At 62.3% G+C, this 13,645-nt stretch carries 13 protein-coding genes; 6 read left to right on the top strand and 7 right to left on the bottom strand.

The features are described 5' to 3' along the window. Window positions 1–55 precede the first annotated feature (55 nt). Both RID42_02495 and RID42_02490 read left to right on the top strand, forming a co-directional pair. On the top strand, window positions 56–1,765 hold the full coding sequence (locus RID42_02495) for a diguanylate cyclase (protein MEQ8246528.1): 1,710 nt from the start codon (window positions 56–58) through the stop codon (window positions 1,763–1,765). Beyond that, a complete protein-coding gene (locus RID42_02490; GenBank protein ID MEQ8246527.1) occupies window positions 1,759–3,051 on the top strand; it encodes a DUF2336 domain-containing protein in 1,293 nt (430 codons plus the stop codon). Before RID42_02495 ends, RID42_02490 begins: the two co-directional genes overlap by 7 nt. On the opposite strand, the gene argB is transcribed toward RID42_02490, so the two are convergent. Genes argB through rpmH form a run of 6 tightly spaced genes read right to left on the bottom strand, consistent with a single transcriptional unit; the run spans window position 3,048 to window position 7,167 of the window. Then, the gene (gene argB, locus RID42_02485; protein ID MEQ8246526.1) at window positions 3,048–3,959 is read right to left on the bottom strand and encodes an acetylglutamate kinase; all 912 of its coding nucleotides are present in this window, start codon (window positions 3,957–3,959) and stop codon (window positions 3,048–3,050) included. The two genes, RID42_02490 and argB, sit on opposite strands and share 4 nt — an antisense overlap. A gap of 18 nt (window positions 3,960–3,977) precedes the next feature. Beyond that, on the bottom strand, window positions 3,978–4,622 hold the full coding sequence (gene yihA / locus RID42_02480; protein ID MEQ8246525.1) for a ribosome biogenesis GTP-binding protein YihA/YsxC: 645 nt from the start codon (window positions 4,620–4,622) through the stop codon (window positions 3,978–3,980). Between the two features lie 15 nt (window positions 4,623–4,637). Then, window positions 4,638–6,386: a membrane protein insertase YidC gene (yidC, locus tag RID42_02475; GenBank protein ID MEQ8246524.1), complete on the bottom strand. Its 1,749-nt coding sequence runs from the start codon at window positions 6,384–6,386 to the stop codon at window positions 4,638–4,640. After that, window positions 6,379–6,657, bottom strand: coding sequence for a membrane protein insertion efficiency factor YidD (gene yidD, locus RID42_02470; protein MEQ8246523.1), 279 nt, complete (start codon window positions 6,655–6,657; stop codon window positions 6,379–6,381). The genes yidC and yidD overlap by 8 nt, the downstream gene beginning before the upstream one ends. Further along, window positions 6,654–7,022 carry a ribonuclease P protein component gene (gene rnpA, locus RID42_02465; protein MEQ8246522.1) on the bottom strand — a complete coding sequence of 123 codons (369 nt, stop codon included), beginning with the start codon at window positions 7,020–7,022 and terminating at the stop codon, window positions 6,654–6,656. The genes yidD and rnpA overlap by 4 nt, the downstream gene beginning before the upstream one ends. 10 nt (window positions 7,023–7,032) lie before the next feature. Continuing rightward, window positions 7,033–7,167, bottom strand: coding sequence for a 50S ribosomal protein L34 (gene rpmH, locus RID42_02460; protein ID MEQ8246521.1), 135 nt, complete (start codon window positions 7,165–7,167; stop codon window positions 7,033–7,035). A 281-nt stretch (window positions 7,168–7,448) separates the two neighbouring features. Here rpmH and RID42_02455 point away from each other — a divergent pair, with 281 nt between their 5' ends. Genes RID42_02455 through RID42_02440 form a run of 4 tightly spaced genes read left to right on the top strand, consistent with a single transcriptional unit; the run spans window position 7,449 to window position 11,874 of the window. Next, on the top strand, window positions 7,449–8,195 hold the full coding sequence (locus tag RID42_02455; protein MEQ8246520.1) for a TVP38/TMEM64 family protein: 747 nt from the start codon (window positions 7,449–7,451) through the stop codon (window positions 8,193–8,195). Next, window positions 8,192–9,613, top strand: coding sequence for an FAD-dependent oxidoreductase (locus RID42_02450; protein MEQ8246519.1), 1,422 nt, complete (start codon window positions 8,192–8,194; stop codon window positions 9,611–9,613). The genes RID42_02455 and RID42_02450 overlap by 4 nt, the downstream gene beginning before the upstream one ends. Window positions 9,614–9,651: 38 nt before the next feature. Then, a complete protein-coding gene (locus tag RID42_02445) occupies window positions 9,652–11,109 on the top strand; it encodes a HAMP domain-containing sensor histidine kinase (protein ID MEQ8246518.1) in 1,458 nt (485 codons plus the stop codon). 3 nt (window positions 11,110–11,112) lie between these two features. Then, window positions 11,113–11,874, top strand: a complete 762-nt coding sequence (locus tag RID42_02440; protein ID MEQ8246517.1) for a methyltransferase domain-containing protein — start codon at window positions 11,113–11,115, stop codon at window positions 11,872–11,874. Here RID42_02440 and ggt read toward each other — a convergent pair. Further along, on the bottom strand, window positions 11,871–13,610 hold the full coding sequence (gene ggt / locus RID42_02435; protein ID MEQ8246516.1) for a gamma-glutamyltransferase: 1,740 nt from the start codon (window positions 13,608–13,610) through the stop codon (window positions 11,871–11,873). The two genes, RID42_02440 and ggt, sit on opposite strands and share 4 nt — an antisense overlap. Window positions 13,611–13,645 lie beyond the last annotated feature (35 nt).

Raw genomic sequence — 13,645 nt, 5'->3', positions numbered from 1 at the left:
CCCGTCCGGGTTTGATCTTGCCGGGCCCGGGGTTTCCGGGCAACGTTCCTGCAAGATGAACCGGAATACCGAATTGCCGCCAAACCAAGGGATCGATCTGCGGTCGATCATCGGCACCTTCCCCGGTCCGGCAATCCTTCTATCGATCGATGGACAAGTCATAGCCGCGAATAGTGCCGGCGGTGCGGTGGCCGACGGACTAAACCGAGGTCTGGACAGTCAGGTCCGCGATCTCGCCCGGGAAGCGGCACGCGACGGTGCGGTCAAGACCTGCTCGGTCCTGACATCGCAGCGGGACTCCGACGGTGCGGTCGATTTCACGCTGCTCCCCGTGCAATCGAGCCCGGGTGTTGCGTCGTACGTCATCGCGCTGGGTCGCAAGGCCGGCCTGGAAAAGAGTCTCGTCGGCGCGTTGGTCGCGTCGCGCCAGATGTTCCGGGATCTCGTCGAGTGTTCGTCCGATTTCGCGTGGGAGACCAAGCCCGACGGAACGTTCTCCTTCGTTTCCTCACGCGGCGCTTTGGGGTATGCGGCGAGCGATCTCGTGGGTACCGCAGCCGCCCGCCTTGTCGTCGATGCGGCGAGAGCGACTACTGACCCCTTCACTGCCCGCGAACCAATCGAAGCCGAAGAGTTGTGGCTCAAGGACGCCTCGGGTGGGCATAGCTGCGTTAGCGTGTCATCGCGTCCGGTCTTCAGCAAAGACAGGCAATGGCTTGGTAACCGTGGCGTGTGTAAGGACGTCACTGTCGAAAAGGAGCGGCAAGAGGCGCTAGAGACCGCCGAGCTAAAACACCAACTCATCGGGGACGTTGTCGATGCGATGCGCAACGAAGTGGAGCCGCAGCATATGCTCGGCGCCGCGGCGCGCGCGACGGCCAACGTCTTGGGTGCACGCTATTGTTGGATCGTTCGCGCCAAGAAAGACGGCGGATTCACCGGCGCGATCCAATTCGCCGGACCGGAAGGCCCGCCGCCGCGGCCGGTCGTCGAAGCGGTCCGGCTGCAAATGAAGGATGGCGACGAAGATCTCTTCGTGAAGACGGACGAGTCGACGCTTCATGTCCTGATCAACCTCGCGCGGTATCGCGACCAGATCAACGGGGCGATCTGTGTCGCGAGAGACGACGAAAATTTTTGGGACGAGACCGATCGATCTTTGCTCTCCGGGGTCGCCAACCACCTCGGTATCGCGTTTGCCCAAATCGAAAACGGCGAACTTCTAGAAGAGTTGTCGCGCACCGACGAGTTGACTCAACTCTTCAATCGTCGCGCGTTTTCCGAAGAGGTCGGTTTGCGCCTTCGAGCCCTGAGGCGTGCATCGCGCAAAGCGTCTCTCCTATTTATCGATCTGGACAACTTCAAACGGGTTAACGACGTCCACGGACATACCCGTGGCGACGAAGCGTTGGTGTTTTTGGCGCGGCTTCTCACCTCCACCAGCCGGGTAGGGGACATCGTCGCCCGCCTTGGCGGGGATGAATTTGCCATGTGGCTGGAGGATACCGACGAAGGGGGGGCGGCGGCGAAGGCGACTTCACTGCTGGAGGCAGCGAAATCGCTCAAGCAATTCTCGGGCGATCCCGACCATACGCTTGGCCTGTCGATCGGCGTTGCGGTCACGGATCCGAGCAGCGCCGAACCGCTCGACGTTCTGGTCACCAGGGCGGACGAAGCGATGTACCGGGCCAAGCGTGCCGGAAAAGGACGCTACGCCGTATCCTCGTTCCCCGAACCGGACGAGGCTGAGACCGGCGTATGTTAGATCGACTCTTCGGGTGGACCGAAGGGAAAGACAAACCGGTCATTTCCTACGAACAGGAAAAGGATGTGGCGCGCCACGCCGATCCGGCAGTGCGCCAGGACCTTGCGAGTCGGTTCGATGCTCGGCCGGAAATCCTCTACTTCCTGGCCGCCGATCCCGCCGCCGCAGTGCGCCGCGCCGTCGCCGAGAACCCGGCTGCGCCGCGTCCCGCCGAGAAATTGTTGGCGTCGGACGCCGATGAAGAGGTCAGGATCGTCCTTGCCCGAAAAATCGCCCGCCTGATCCCGGATCTCGATTCTCGCGACGTCGACCGCCTCCAAGACCTGACCTTCGATATTCTCGAGACGCTTGCCCAGGACCAGTTACCGAAGGTACGGCGCATCGTTGCCGAGGAAATAAAGAGCGCCGTCCATGTACCGCGCGACATCGTTGCGCGACTGGCGCGCGACGCAGAGACGGTCGTCTGCGCACCGGTACTCCAATACTCGGTCCTGCTCACCGACGAAGACCTCCTCGAAGTTGTTGCGCGCGCCAAGCAACCGGAGGTGCTGGCCTGCGTATCGAAGCGCGAACGGCTCAGCCCCGCGGTTTGCGAAGCCATCGTGGCGGCCGGAGACGAAGGCGCCATCGCGTCGCTGTTGGCCAATCACGGCGCGCAAATTCGGGAAGACACGCTCGATAGTATTATCGACGAAGCGCCTGTTCACGAGCCGTGGCATCGCCCACTGGTCGCGCGCCCCAGTCTTTCGGCGTCGGCGATCCGGCGAATCGCGGGTTTCGTTGCCGCGGCGTTGCTTGACGAACTGGCCGCGCGAAGCGACATCGATGCGGAAACCGAACGATTTGTTCGGCAACGCGTACGAGACCGGTTGAGAGAGGACGATGGATCGTCGCCGGAGAGCGATGCCGCCGCCCGTTCGCGGGCAAGGGCAGCCTTCGCGGCAAGTAAACTGGACGACACCGCTATTCTTTCAGCGGCCCAGGCGGGGGATGTCGTCTTCGTCGGCCATGCCCTATCGCTGAAGTCCGGCGTGCCCGAGGCGGCCGTGAGAAGGATTCTGCGCGCCCGATCGGGGCGGCCGCTGTCGGCCTTGTGCTGGAAAGCGCACCTGGCGATGCGCACCGCGGTCGGATTGCAGCGGACCCTGTGTCACCTCAAAGGGAACGAGGTCCTGAACCCGCGGGGCGGGACCGATTATCCGATGGTCGATGAAGAAATGGAGTGGTTCGTCCGGTACTTCGTGGACGCCCCGGAGGGCGAGGATCGATCCGAAGCGGGTGGCTAGCGATTGGCCCGAATCATGGTGCCCACACCGTGCGCGGTGAATATTTCGAGCAACAGAACGTGTCGGATGCGACCGTCGAGAATATGGACGGCGTCGGTGCCCCGGCGCACCGCGTCCAAACAGGTTTCGACCTTGGGGATCATGCCGCCGGAAATCGTGCCCTCAGCCATGAGTTCGCGCGCCTGCACCTCCGTAAGTGTGGGGAGGAGGTTCTTGTCCTTATCCAACACGCCGGCGACATCGGTGAGCATGAGCAGTTTCGACGCGCCCAAGGCACCTGCGATCGCGCCCGCAGCGGTGTCGGCGTTGATGTTGTAGGTCTCGCCGTTCGGGCCCACGCCGATGGGGGCGATGATCGGGATGATGTCCGACTGCTTGAGGACGTCGAGCGCCTTGGTGTTGATACGCGTCGGTTCGCCGACGAACCCAAGGTCGAGAATCCGTTCAATGTTCGAATCCGGATCTCGCGTCGTGCGCGTGAGTTTTTGGGCTTCGATTAGGCGACCGTCTTTGCCCGATAGGCCGATCGCGGTTCCGCCGGCCCGGTGGATGCTGTCGACGATTTGTTTATTGATCGATCCGGAGAGGACCATCTCCACGATATCGACGGTGGCGCGGTCGGTAACCCGAAGGCCATCGACAAACGAACTTTCGATATTGAGCCGGGCGAGCATCTCGCCGATCTGCGGACCGCCGCCGTGAACAACCACCGGATGGATGCCGACTTGCCGCAGCATCACGATGTCTTGGGCGAACGAAATCGCGAGGTCGTCGTCGCCCATGGCATGCCCACCAAACTTCACCACGAATGTTTGGCCGTTGAACTGGCGCATATAGGGCAAGGCTTCGGCCAGAGTCCTGCCGACTTCCGCGAGTTTGTCTGGGTCGGTTCCCGGTTTGATGGGCATGGGGCGCTTATATCCGAATCAAGTGAAGTCAGCTAGTTCAGCAAGGGATGCGCGAAGTTCTGCAATCCCCTTCGTTTTGCGGGCGCTTGTAGCGATGACCAACGGAAACGCTGCCGGTTGCCGCGATATTTCCGCCGTCGTCGTCTCGATCAACGCCCTAACCTTCGCTTGGGGCAGGGTGTCGGTCTTGGTCAAGACGACTTGGTACGAAACGGCCATCTCCTCGAGTTCCGCCATCATCGCGCGGTCGATCGCCATCAGGCCGCGCCGCGCATCGATCAGGAGAACCACGCGGCGCACCGTCGCGCGCCCACGAAGAAAGCCATGGACTAAGCGGCGCCAGCTATCCGCGGTTGCCTTGGGCGCTTTGGCGAAGCCGTAGCCCGGCAGATCGACGAGCCGCAGGGCCGCTGCAATCTCAAAAAAATTGATCGATTGGGTGCGTCCGGGTTGGTTGGATGCCCGTGCTAAGCCACGCTGACCGGTGAGGGCATTGATCAAGCTGGACTTGCCGGCATTCGATCGTCCGGAGAAGGCGACTTCGGGCAAGGTTTCGCTCGGGAAGCTGCTCGGCCCGACACCCGAGGTTAGGAACGCGCAGTGGCGGGCAAACAGACGCCGCCCGACTTCAATCGCCCGATCGTCGGATGGCGCGCCAGCCATGAACGTCCCCGGGCGCTACTCGACCGCCGCCGGGTTCTTGATTCCCGCCTGCCGCATGATCACCCATTGTTGGGCGATCGACAAAATATTGTTCCAGGTCCAGTAGATCACTAGCCCGGCCGGGAACGGCGCCAGAATGAACGTGAAGACGATCGGCAACAGCATAAAGATGCGCTGCTGCATCTTATCCATCGGCTGGGGGTTGAGGCGCTGTTGAAGCCACATGCTCAATCCCATGAGGATCGGCCAAATCCCGATCACTGGAATGAACTCAGGCAGGGAGATGGGCAGCATCCCGAACCCGGTAAAAAGGTTGAGCGGGTCCGGCGCCGAAAGGTCCTGAATCCATCCGAAGAACGGCGTGTGCCGCATTTCGATCGTGACGAAGAGAACCTTATATAGTGCAAAAAAGACTGGTATCTGGACGAAGATCGGGAGGCAGCCCGAGACCGGATTGGCGCCTTCGCGTTTGTAGAGGGCCATCATCTCTTGCTGCTGGCGTTGCCGGTCGTCCTTGAACCGTTCCCGAATTTTGGTCATTTCGGGTGCGAGCAGTTTCATCTTGCTCATGGCGCGGTAGGAGCGATTGGCGAGCGGGAAAAACACCAGCTTCACCATCACCGTGACGAGCAGGATGGCGATGCCGAAGTTACCGATGGTCTCGCTCAAGAAGCGGAGCAAAATGAACATCGGTTTGGTCAGGAAAAACAACAGGCCGAAGTCGACGGCCCGGTCGAATCCGGGAACGCCGAGGTTGTTTTTGTAGCCGTCCAGCAAGCGCACGACTTTCGCGCCGGCGAAAACCCGATTGGTGACGCTCGCCGATCTGCCCGCCGGAATCTCAAGACCTTCGATGCGGCGAAAATCGACCTGGAAGTTGTCGCGCGCGCCGTCCGCCCAGTGGTTGTAGCTAAAGGATGCATGCCCGGTCTGGTCCGGGATCAGGGCGGTCAGCCAATACTTATCTGTAATCCCGATCCAACCGCCGGCGGTCTCGGGTGTGTTTTCGATTCGCCCGCTCGGCGCGTCGATAAGATCGTCATAGTCCTGTTGATCCAAGACTTCGTCGAATACGCCGACGGCACCTTCGTGGAGAATAAAGAAGTCCAGCGTTTCCGGCCGCTCCTTGCGAACAATCGCGCCGAACGGAAACAGGGTTACCGCAGCATTGCCGTAGTTCTCGACCTGGTCCGAGAACGTGAACATATAATTCGCATCGATCGAGATCGTCCGGATGAACCGGAGGCCCGCTTCGTTGTCCCACTCCAAAATGACAGGACTGCCGGGAGTGAGGAGCGTGCTGTTGGACCGCCAGAGCGACGTGTCGTTGGGAAGCGCGATGTCCTCTGCGCTGGTCCAACCAAATTGCGCGTAATAGGGGTGCGCCGTTTGCAGGGGCGATAGGAAGGTTACTTGGTCGCTCTGTGGATCGACGCTTTCCCGATACCGTTTCAACGTTAGATCGTCGACTCGGGCACCCAGGAGCGACACCGACCCGAACACAGCCTGGGAATCGATGCGGATTCGTGGGGCATCGCGCAGGACCTCGCTGCGGTCGCGCATCGGCGGCGCGGCGGCGCCGACTGGGGGCAGTGCGTTTGGCGCGCCGGGAACCCGTACGCCATCGCCTTGGACCGAAGCTGGGGCGCCCGATTCCGCCGATGGCGCTGGAGCTGGCGGATCGGGCAAGAAGAAGAACTGCCACCCGACCAAAATAGCGACCGAGAAAGCGATCGCGAGTATCAGGTTCCGCTGTTCAAACATCGTGCATGATCCGTTTTGGCGGCGCTCGTTCGGGGACGGGGTCGTGTCCGAATCCTCCCCACGGATGACAGCGAGACACGCGTTTTAGGGCCAGAAACGTTCCGCGAACCGCGCCAAAGCGTCCGATCGCCTCGTGGGCATAGGCGGAACACGTAGGATCGAAGCGGCAATTCGCGCCCAGAACGGGGGAGATGAAGAGTTGATAACCGCGCACAAGTGCACGCAGGAGCACTGCCGGTACAGAGCGGAGAAGGTCGGCGATGCGGTTCATCCCTTCACACCTGCCTTGGGCAGCACGCCGAGCCCGATGGCAGCGCCGCGCAGATCGGCAACGAGCTGGGTCCACGGCCGCTCGAGAGTGGCCTTTCGACCGACCAGTACGACGTCCAACCCAGGGCGGGCGTCCTTGAGAGCGGTCGCTACAGCAGCCCGTAGCCGCCGTTTTGCGCGATTTCTCGCCACGGCGCCGCCCACTTTCTTGGACACTGTGAACCCGACGCGGGTCGGCGCCGACACGCAGGCGTCGGCGCGCTCTTTTGACTGTAGCACCAGACCCGGCATGACCTGTTTATTGCCCCTCCGGGTGAGCCGTTCGAAATCGGACCGGCGGGTCAGGCGTATTAGGCGCGCCGGCACAGGCGCGCGCTCACGCCGAGAGGCGTTTGCGGCCCCTTGCACGGCGACGCGCGAGAACTTTACGACCGTTGGCCGTCTTCATTCTGGCGCGAAAGCCATGACGCCGCTTGCGCACGAGGACGCTGGGCTGAAACGTTCTTTTCACGGCTGAATCTCCAAGGCTTCGTGGGCCGAAAGCCCGCGAAATAAGGCCCGCTGTATACGGGCTGGGGCGGGCCCTGTCAACGATCCGTCACCCGGAAGAGCGCGGCAAATCCGGGCTTCACGGTTGGTTTATTGTCGCGAATATGCCCCCTTACCGACGCGGAATCCGTTAGATTCGCCGCTATACCGGTCGCTCGGCCCGAGGCGAGGTGGCCGTAAGGAAGAGTTCCCGTACATCGAACGGCGCCCAAGGCCCCGTCCGGCAACGTTCGAGGCATCCCGTTGGCCCAACCCGAGACAACCGAAGGCCGCCCGCGCTTTGGACTGAAACGGCTGGCGCCCCTGGTCGTCTTGGTTCTGGGTCTCGGCGTTTTCTTCGCTTTCGATCTAGATCGCTTCGTCTCGTTCGAAGCCCTGCGCGACAATCGCGCGGTCTTGAGCGACTTTGTCGAGCGTCACAGTCTACTAGCGGCGGTTGCCTTCATCGCAACCTATGCCGTCGTGGTGGCCTTCTCCCTGCCGATTGCGACGTTGCTGTCGATTATGGGGGGGTTCTTTTTTGGCACGCCCGTTGGGACACTCTGTGTCGTGATCGGGGCGACGGTCGGGGCCGTTGCACTGTTTCTCATAGCCCGGTCGACGCTCGGTGCCTTCTTGCATGAACGCGCCGGGGCCGCACTGAAACGCATGGAAGCCGGCTTTCGCGAAAACGAATTCAGTTACCTGCTGATCTTGCGTTTGATTCCGTTGTTCCCGTTCTTCCTCGTCAACATTGTCCCGGCGCTGCTCGGGGTGCGTTTGCGCACTTATGTCCTAGCGACGGCGATCGGCATCGTCCCCGGCGCGTTCGTATATGTCGGTGTCGGCGCCGGGACCGGCTCGGTACTCGATAGCGGGGAGGTTCCCGGCCTCTCCATCTTTTTCCGGGCGGATGTCATTTTACCGATGATCGGTTTGGCGGTGTTGGCGTTGCTGCCGGTCGCCTACAAGATTCTGCGGCGCTCGCGCCCTGGGCGGCCAATCCAATGACGGCGCCCGGTCGCCCCGACATTTGTGTCATCGGTGCCGGCGCCGGCGGTCTCGTCGTCGCCAGCGGTGCGGCCATGATGGGGGCGCGGGTCGTTCTCGTCGAACGCGGGGAGATGGGCGGCGACTGCTTGAATTACGGCTGTGTCCCTTCCAAGGCCCTGATCGCCGCAGCGCACGCCGTGGTTGCCGGGCGGGAGTCCGCGCAGTTTGGCGTGACTCATCCCCCACCGACTATCGATTTTGCCCAAACGATGGCGCACGTTCGCCGGGTCATTGAGGGCATTGCGCCCACCGACTCGGTGGAACGCTTCCAAGGCATGGGCATCCAGGTGATCCGCGAGCATGGCCGGTTCACCGGACCGGGCGTGCTGGTTGCGGGTCCCCATACTGTGCGTGCGCGCCGGTTTGTGATCGCGACGGGATCGTCGCCGTTGGTGCCACCGATCGACGGCCTCGATGCGGTACCGTATATGACGAACGAGACCGTCTTCGCCAATCAATCCTGTCCCCGTCATTTGCTGGTCGTCGGTGGCGGTCCGATCGGTTTGGAGCTGGCGCAGGCCCATCGCCGCCTTGGCGCCCAGGTCACGGTGGTGGAGATGTCGCGGTTTTTGCCCCGCGACGACGAAGAAGCGGCGGAGGTCGTTGTCGCCCGGTTGCGCGCCGAGGGGATCGAGCTTTTTTCGGGTGCGCAGGTCAAAGCGGTTTCCGCGACAAACGGCGATATTCGGCTCACGATCGAGAAAGACGGTGCGGTGTCGCAGATCGTTGGATCGCACCTTCTGCTTGCCGCAGGACGAAAGCCGAATCTGGACCTTGGCTTGGACGCCGCGGGGGTTGAGTTCACCCGGCGCGGGGTGAACGTGGACGCGCGATTACGAACCACGAACAAGAAGATTTTCGCAGTCGGCGATGTCGCCGGCGGGGCGCAATTCACCCACGTCGCATCGTTCCATGCCGGCGTGGTGCTTCGGAATATTCTGTTCCGGTTGCCGGCGCGGACCACAAACCAAGCGATACCGTGGGTGACCTATACCGATCCGGAGCTCGCCCACGTCGGCATGACCGAGTGCGAGGCGCGCGAGGCGTATGGACGAGTCTCGGTAGTGCGCTGGCCGCTTGCCGAAAACGACCGGGCCCGGGCGCAGGGCGACTCGGAGGGTTTGATCAAGATCGTCAGTACGCAAAAGGGGCGGATTCTGGGGGCCCAAATTGTCGGCCGTAACGCAGGGGATCTCATTCTCCCGTGGGTCATGGCGGTGGGTCAGAAGCAAAAACTTAGCGCGATGGCGGGCCTGATGGCGCCCTATCCGACCTATTCCGAACTTGGCAAGCGTGCTGCCGGCACGTTCTTCGCGCCGGCCCTTGGTAGCGCCCGGGTCAAGACCGTGGTGCGGCTTTTGGCCCGGCTGGGCTAGCCATAGATCGATTCCGCACCGTGTGATACATCAAAACGATGCGCCTAAGAGACGCGTCGCGATTTGTTCCGTGGAGCCGAAGCCTTTCCGGCCGTTTGTTGGTCCTGACGCTGTTCTTCGTCATGGTCAGCGAGGTGCTGATTTACGTGCCCTCCATCGCGCGCTTCCGCCAGACCTATTTGGAAGACCGCATTGCCATTGCCCAACTGGCGTCCTTCGCGTTGACGGCCGAACCCGACCGGCTGATTACCCCACAACTGGAGCAAGACCTCCTAGACCGGGTCGAAATCAAAGCGATCGTTTTGAAGCGGAAGGAAGCCCGCACGCTCGTCCTTGGCGAGCACATCGATATGCCCACCCAGATCAGCGAGTCGATTGACCTACGCGGGCAAACGACATGGACGTCGATCGTCCAGGCGTTCGCCACAATGATGCGACCGGGTCGAACCATACGGGTGATCGCGCCGGCCCTGGAAGACCCTGAGACGCTGGTCGATATTGTCATCGATGAACATCCTCTCCGCGCCGAGATGTTCGGTTTTTCGGTGCGGGTTCTGGCTCTGTCTCTTGTCATTTCGGCCATCACGGGCGCACTTGTTTTCCTTGCGCTGCACATCCTCATCGTGCGTCCGCTCCGGCGCCTCACCCAAGGGATGCTCGATTTTCGCAATAGTCCCGAGACGGCACAGCCGGTGGGCACTCTGTCCCAGCGTTACGACGAAATCGGTCTCGCCCAGCGCGAATTTCAGACCATGCAGAGCGACCTACGCCTGGCGCTTCGCCAGAAGACACGGCTTGCGGAGCTCGGCGCTGCGGTCAGTAAAATCAACCATGACCTCCGGAATATCCTGGCGACGGCCCAACTTGTTTCGGACCGTCTGGCAACCAGCGGCGACCCCGAGGTGCGGCGCGCGACGCCGGTTCTGCTGAGAGCGATCGACCGCGCCATTTTGCTGTGTACCCAAACCCTTCAATTCGGTCGGGCGCGCGAACAAAAACCGCAACGATCTATCTTCTCCCTGCGCGACCTCATTACCGATGTCGGCGTTGCCCTTGGTCAAGGAGACGGGCGGACGATCCATTGGCAGATCGGTGTGTCGGAAAACCTCAATATAAGCGCCGACCACGAGCAGCTTTTTCGCGTGCTTATGAACTTGGGGCGCAATGCGCTCGAAGCCATGACGGCGGAGGCGAGCGGCAGAATTGCGGTTTCGGCGGCGGCGCTGTCGAACTGCGTGGTCATCGATTTCAGCGACAACGGCCCAGGGATTCCAGAAGTCGCAAGGGATCGATTGTTCCAACCCTTTAAGTCGACGACAAAATCGTCGGGCACGGGGTTGGGGCTCGCCATCGCGCGCGACCTCGTGGAAGCCCACGGCGGTACGCTGGTTCTCCACCGAACGGGCGAGGCGGGGACGACCTTTCGGATTGAGCTGCCGACCAATATCGTCGAACTTCCCGCCGAAAAAGCCGATCGCTCGAGCGAGGTCGGTTGACCGTTGGCTTGGGACCCTAACCTCTATTTGGTCTACGAAAGGTATCGGCGGCAGCCGGCGGTCGATCTTCTGGCCCGGATCGATCTCGACCGGCCCGCATCGGTCTACGACCTCGGATGCGGTCCCGGCAACGTCACCGCTCTCCTAAAACAGCGTTGGCCCGAGGCGGAAATTACCGGGGTCGATAACTCGCCCGACATGCTGGCGCGCGCCCGCGCGCACTATCCGGCGATCCGTTGGACGCAGGAAAACATAACGACGTTTACGACGGCCAATGCCGATCTCATATTTTCCAACGCGGCATTTAACTGGGTGCCTGATCACGGGAAATTGGTTGCCGGGCTCGCCAAATCCCTAGCGACCGGCGGCGTGCTTGCCGTTCAAATGCCCCGCAATTACGCGCAGCCGTCGCACGCCGAAATTGTTGCCTGTGTCGAGTCGCTGCCGGCGCGCCATGCCCTGCGACCGCTCATTGCATTTGCCCACGTTCAGCCGCCCGCATTCTACCACGACATCCTCACGCCTTTGGTCGAGGAGATGGAAATGTGGGAGACGAACTACATCCACGTCCTCCACGGCGACGACCCCGTACTCGAATGGGTGATGGGGACGGCACTTCGACCGGTCGTCGAAGCCTTGGAAGGAATCGAAAAGGAATCGTTTGTCGAGGACATGCGGCAGCGCTACCGCGCGGCCTACCCAAAGCAACCCGACGGCACGACGCTTTTTGCCATGCAACGCCTTTTCGTTCTGGCTCGCCGTTAATCGCCGATTGCAATGCCTTCGCGTCGGGGATCGGCACCGCCCCATAGGCCGCGTTCGTCTTGGACGATGGCGTGGATACCGCTAGTCATGACAACCGGCGCTGCCTCATGCCCGAGCTGGGTGAGGGCCTGAACGAGAGGTGCCGGGTCGCCCACCTGTTCGATCTCGGTAATGCGGCCGCGGTTTGTCAGGTTCGGCAAATCGATCGCGCTTTGCACATCAAGGTCCCAGTCGATGACACCAATCAGCGTCTTCACGACGTAACCGATGATCCGGCTGCCGCCGGGCGAACCGACCGCCATCCGAAAGCGGCCCTGACCGTCCAGCACGATCGTCGGAGACATCGAGCTGCGCGGGCGTTTGCCCGCTTCGACGCGGTTCGCGACAGGGACACCGTCGACATCCGGCCGAAACGAAAAATCGGTCAGTTGGTTGTTGAGCAGGAAGCCGCCGACCATGAGGCGCGAGCCGAAGGTGTTCTCGATGCTTGAGGTCATCGATACGGCGTTTCCCCCATCGTCGACGATCGCAAAGTGAGTTGTGGAGGGGAGTTCCAGGGCGTCGGCGGATGGCAGGATCGACCCTCGGCGGTGCGCGAACCGGCCCGCTTCCACGGCGGGCTGGGCCCGCTCGCGGGAAATGAGTTTGAATCGGCTGCGCAAGTAACCGCGGTCGAGAAGGTTTTTGATGGGGACAGCGACGAAGTCGGAGTCGGCGAGGTATGCACCGCGGTCGGCGAAGGCCAGCCGGCTTGCTTCGGCGATCAAATGGGCCGTGTCGGGTGCGGATGGCGAGAGTGCCGCAAGGTTAGCGTTTCGCAAAATGCCGAGGATCTGAAGGGTGGTCACTCCCCCAGAGGTCGGCGGGCCCATACCGCAGACCGTCAAATGGCGATACGCGCCGCACACCGGAGGGCGCTCCTTCGCGTCGTAGCGTTCGAGATCGGCGAGGGACAGCAGCCCGGGATTGTCCGCCGCGGATTGGACGGCAAAGACGATCGAGCGCGCGATGGCGCCTTCGTAGAAGCTGTCGGCGCCGTCCGCGGCGAGTCGCCGGAGCGTTTCCGCGAGCGCCGGGTTGCGCAGGAGATGGCCGACGGGGAGTGCCGAGCCGTCGGCACGGAAGAAGTACCGGCGGGTATCGGGGTACGTTGCGAGATACCGGTCCTCGGCGATCAGCATGTGGAGCCGGGGCGAAACCGGGAACCCTTCCTCCGCCAAGGCGATGGCCGGCGCAAACAGGGTACGCCAAGGCAAGACCCCGTGCCGTTCATGGGCGAGCGCGAGCATTCTCAAGATCCCTGGCGCACCGACCGCGCGCCCGCCGACAAGAGCTTGGTAGAATTGTAGCGGCACGCCGCTATCCGAGAGGAAAAGGGCCGGGGTTGCCGCCGCCGGCGCCGTCTCGCGACCGTCGAACCCGGTGAGATCGCGCGAGGCCCCATCGAAGTGAAGCATGAACGCGCCGCCGCCGATCCCCGAAGACTGAGGTTCGACGAGCGTCAGGACCATCTGCACCGCGATCGCGGCGTCGACGGCACTGCCGCCGCGGCGCAGCATCTCTAGACCCGCCCGGGCGGCGAGGGGGTTGGCCGCCGAGACCATGTGGCGTGTTGCGAAAACAGGTTCGCTTGCGTCTGCAAAGCGATGCGTCGTAGGCGCGGCAAAGAGGAGCGTCGCAACCGCAAAAACGAAAAGGCCCCTGTGCCAGGCGTAACTGTCCCTGTCGTTGACCATTGGATATCACCTCACTACCGTCGGCACGCTACGGG

It is taken from the genome of Alphaproteobacteria bacterium (assembly GCA_040216735.1).
Lineage (GTDB): Bacteria > Pseudomonadota > Alphaproteobacteria > SHVP01 > SHVP01 > CALJDF01.
Note: the sequence above shows the minus strand (reverse complement) of the source record. Positions and strands in the feature narration are given on the sequence as shown.

What these genes read in the sequence shown, in the direction of transcription:
- RID42_02495 (MEQ8246528.1), top strand. Translation starts at nt 56, where the DNA reads ATGAACCGGAATACCGAATTGCCGCCAAACCAAGGGATCGATCTGCGG.
- RID42_02490 (MEQ8246527.1), top strand. Translation starts at nt 1,759, where the DNA reads ATGTTAGATCGACTCTTCGGGTGGACCGAAGGGAAAGACAAACCGGTC.
- argB (MEQ8246526.1), bottom strand. Translation starts at nt 3,959, where the DNA reads ATGCCCATCAAACCGGGAACCGACCCAGACAAACTCGCGGAAGTCGGC.
- yihA (MEQ8246525.1), bottom strand. Translation starts at nt 4,622, where the DNA reads ATGGCTGGCGCGCCATCCGACGATCGGGCGATTGAAGTCGGGCGGCGT.
- yidC (MEQ8246524.1), bottom strand. Translation starts at nt 6,386, where the DNA reads ATGTTTGAACAGCGGAACCTGATACTCGCGATCGCTTTCTCGGTCGCT.
- yidD (MEQ8246523.1), bottom strand. Translation starts at nt 6,657, where the DNA reads ATGAACCGCATCGCCGACCTTCTCCGCTCTGTACCGGCAGTGCTCCTG.
- RID42_02450 (MEQ8246519.1), top strand. Translation starts at nt 8,192, where the DNA reads ATGACGGCGCCCGGTCGCCCCGACATTTGTGTCATCGGTGCCGGCGCC.
- RID42_02445 (MEQ8246518.1), top strand. Translation starts at nt 9,652, where the DNA reads ATGCGCCTAAGAGACGCGTCGCGATTTGTTCCGTGGAGCCGAAGCCTT.
- ggt (MEQ8246516.1), bottom strand. Translation starts at nt 13,610, where the DNA reads ATGGTCAACGACAGGGACAGTTACGCCTGGCACAGGGGCCTTTTCGTT.